Origin of the sequence: Enterobacter sp. K16B, from assembly GCF_020216105.1 — a bacterium.
Lineage (GTDB): Bacteria > Pseudomonadota > Gammaproteobacteria > Enterobacterales > Enterobacteriaceae > Enterobacter > Enterobacter sichuanensis.
The window spans coordinates 1-3,640 of record NZ_JAIWJZ010000078.1; the positions used below are offsets into that span (position 1 = coordinate 1).

Below are 3,640 nucleotides of genomic sequence, written 5' to 3' on the forward strand. Positions count from 1 at the left end.
CAGCATTGCTGAAAAGCACCATGTGCCTAGAGCCCATGTTGCAATTGCCTGGTTGCTATCAAAAATGGTCATCACAGCACCGATCATCGGCGCGACGAAACCAGAACATCTTTCCACGGCTATCAGCGCGCTGGACTTTTCACTTAGCGATGCCGAAATCACGGAACTCGAGGCACTCTATCTGCCGCACCCCGTCGACGGGATCATTCCCCCGCTTCCGGATACGCCACCTTCACTCACGCCGCCTTCAGCAATACAGGACTGTTAATGCCCTACCCTGGCCCGGCGTTGCCGGGTCCCCCAGGACACTCATGCCCGGTCACTGATGTGAAAAGGGAAGCGGTGCCGGCGCGAATGCGCCCGATCGAAAAATCATCGCTCCACCAGGTTCGTTCCCGCTGTTGGTGACAATGAACAACTCGTGATGTCCGGGTCGGATCGCCAGGCTTGTCGATTTAAGGTTACGACCTTTGTCGCGGTCAGGCAGCACAATTTGCCCAATCGGCAGTCCGTTGCGGTTGAAGACCATGACGCGCCCCTGGCCTGAGATGGCCACATATACATTGCCTTCGCTGTCGACACGGGCCCCATCTGGAGCCGGCCCGGTGAACTGATAGGTAACAACCGAACCAAAGGGGGCAATCGTGGTGGCGTCTGACAATCTTATTCGATGAAGCCTGTTTTTAGCGTGTTCTGTGGCCCATATCTGAGAGCCGGCGGAGTCAATCGCTATGCCGTTCCCGACCGCGAGTCCAGGCAGGATGGTATGAATTGACCCGACGTTGGGACTAACGTAGAACACCCCACCCTGTGGATCGGCTGAATTTCCCCGGCTGTCAGTAAAATAAAATCCGCCCTGATTATCAAAGACCAGGTCGTTGACAAGAAATCCAGCATCAGGAGCAACAACCATCTGCTCACGGGTGCCGTCGGGTTCGATAGCCCGGACTGAACCTCGCTGCATATCGCCCACCGACGCAATAAAGATCCGTCCATCTTTGTGTACCGCCAGGCCGGAAGCACCGAATGTATTCTCCTTAAGGACAATGGAAAGCTGCCGCTCCGGGGTGAGCTTAAACACGCGTCCCGTCGCCACATCAACAAACAGCAGGTTATTGTTCCGATCGAACACAGCCCCTTCGAGCACGAGCGACGCCTCTGAAACGCTGAAGTACGGCTGGGCCTCCACGGTCTGAAGAGAACGCTCGCAGGGCGGTATGGGGACGGCACTGTGGGTAAGCGCGTTATGATTTAGTCCATTCATGTGGTTTATCCCCGGCAATAGCACTGAGGGAGACTTTACCTGCAGTCTCCCTGTGACAGCAGGTATTAATTTTTATCAAACTGACTTTCGGTAAACGGATCGGCGCGACCGCCCTGCAATGGGATTTTGGCAAGCGCCGCATCGATTTCGCGTAGCTCGCTGTCCGTCAACCGGAGTTGCGGTGCACCGCTGTTTTCTATTAGGTGCGGATATTGCGTCGTACCCGGGATAGGGACAATCCAGGGCCGCTGCGCCATCACCCAGGCCAGCGCGAACTGAACCGGAGTGGTGTTTTTGCGACGGGCCCACGACTGCGCGAATTCAAGCAGCACCATGTTTTTGGCCAGTGCATCGGGCTGGAAGCGTGGCAGGTTATGCCGCCGATCGGTGCTGTCGAACCGCTGGCTTGGATTGACTGCCCCGGCAAGGAAACTCCGGGCGGTCGGGCAGTAAGGTACAAAGCCGATACCCAGCTCTTCGAGCGTTGGAAATATCCGTGTCTCCGGTTCACGCCACCACATGGCATACTCACTCTGTACTGCAGTCACAGGGAGTACCGCATGTGCGCGGCGGATTGTCCTGGCACTCGCTTCCGACAATCCCCAGTGTTTCACTTTACCCTCCTGGATCAACGCCTTCACGGTTTCCGCCACATCCTCAATCGGCACATTCGGATCGGGGCGATGTTGATAAAGCAGATCGATGTGGTCCGTTTTCAGACGCTTTAGCGAACCCTCTACGGCGCGGCGGATATGGTCAGGATGGCTGTTGAGGGAGGTTGGCTTCCCCTCCTCCACGCCGAAACCGAACTTAGTGGCAATCACCACACGATCGCGAACGGGGGCCAGTGCTTCCCCGACAAATTCTTCACTGAGATGGGGACCATACACCTCGGCAGTATCAAAGAACGTAATGCATTGTTCGAAGGCGGCCCGGATGAGCGAAACCATGGCTTTACGATCGCGCGGACCACCGCCGTAATACCCCACCATAGGCAGACACCCGAGTCCCATGCTGGATACCTCCAGCGAGCCGAGTTTACGCGTGGTTAAGGTCTCCTTCTGGACGGGAACAGCATCCGAAGGGGCGTTCGACGTGTCCTGACCAGCCGGGTTCGCCATCACTGCTCCGCTACTGCCAAGAGTACTAGCGGCCAACGCCAGACCGGCGCCGGCGATCAGAAAATTGCGACGATCCCGGGAAGCGGGTACAGAAGCAGAATGCTGGTCATGCATCATCTTGCTCATAAACTAGGACTCCCTAAAGCGAAGAAAGGATTCATTAATTTGGTGATTACCAGGCATAAGCCTGGGGCGCTTCTCCCCCGGGTCCGGGCCAGATTTCGTCGAGACAGCTCATGGTGTCGTCTGATAGCGTGATTGTCGTTGCGTGAAGCGCCTGATGGAGTTGTTCGACCGTACGAGGCCCGATAAGTGGAGCAGTAACGACAGGATTCTGCAGGAGCCACGCAAGCGCCACATCGGAAGGGGTTTCGCCGAGGTCCTCACATAATCCTTCGTAGGCTTCCAGCTGAGGACGGTGTTGTTCAATTAGACGGGCAAACGCGGGCCTTGCACGGCGCCCGCTTGCCATCTTTTTCAGTGCGCCGCCAAGCAACCCTCCGGCAAGTGGGCTCCAGGGGATCAATCCCAGGCCAAAATGGCGGCATGCGGGAATGACCTCCAGCTCAACAGTTCGGGCAGTCAGATTGTAGAGACTTTGCTCAGCAACCAGGCCAAGGGAATGACGGGCCGTAGCAACTGACTGCGCAGTCGCAATGTCCCAGCCCGCGAAATTGCTGCTACCGATATAAAGCACTTTTCCCTGCTGAACAAGGAGTTCCATGGCCTGCCAGATCTCTTCCCATGGCGTATAGCGATCGATGTGATGCATCTGATAGACGTCAATATGGTCGGTCTTAAGCCGTCGCAAACTGTCCTCGCAGGCCTTGCGAATATGGTAAGCAGAAAGACGGCGATCATTCGGACCTGGCCCCATTGGCTGATACACTTTCGTCGCCAGAACGATACTGTCTCGCCGGCCACCCTGCTGGAGCCAGCGACCAATAATCTCTTCGGACAGCCCCGAGCCTTGCTGGATATCGGGTGATTGTTCAGTGCCATACACGTCTGCTGTATCAATGAAATTTATACCCGCCTCAAGCGCTTCATCCAGAATGAGGGCGCTGGTTTTCTCGTCGGTGACGTCACCAAAATTCATGGTTCCGAGACAAAGGCGGCTGACTTTCAGGCCGGTGCGGCCAAGATGCGTATAGTTCATACACGGCTCCGTTAGGTGAATGTTCCGCCCTGACCGACGGCCAGAGCGCATAATTTTCAAGAATAACGAAGCACAACGTGTTCAGTGAGAGGCGAT

The 3,640-nt window shown here is 56.2% G+C and carries 4 protein-coding genes; 1 reads left to right on the top strand and 3 read right to left on the bottom strand.

Translation table 11 applies throughout. The features are described 5' to 3' along the window. Positions 1-268: aldo/keto reductase (locus LDK53_RS14855; RefSeq protein WP_225287473.1), on the top strand; the 268-nt coding region annotated here is incomplete at its 5' end. Between the two features lie 51 nt (positions 269-319). On the opposite strand, the gene LDK53_RS14860 is transcribed toward LDK53_RS14855, so the two are convergent. The 3 genes from LDK53_RS14860 to LDK53_RS14870 all read right to left on the bottom strand — a co-directional run bounded on the left by LDK53_RS14860 (position 320) and on the right by LDK53_RS14870 (position 3,544). Then, positions 320-1,264, bottom strand: coding sequence for an SMP-30/gluconolactonase/LRE family protein (locus LDK53_RS14860; RefSeq protein ID WP_225287474.1), 945 nt, complete (start codon positions 1,262-1,264; stop codon positions 320-322). A 65-nt stretch (positions 1,265-1,329) separates the two neighbouring features. Next, positions 1,330-2,511: an aldo/keto reductase gene (locus LDK53_RS14865; protein ID WP_225287475.1), complete on the bottom strand. Its 1,182-nt coding sequence runs from the start codon at positions 2,509-2,511 to the stop codon at positions 1,330-1,332. A 46-nt stretch (positions 2,512-2,557) separates the two neighbouring features. Further along, entirely contained in the window at positions 2,558-3,544 is a 987-nt protein-coding gene (locus LDK53_RS14870) for an aldo/keto reductase (RefSeq protein ID WP_225287476.1), read from the bottom strand. Positions 3,545-3,640 lie beyond the last annotated feature (96 nt).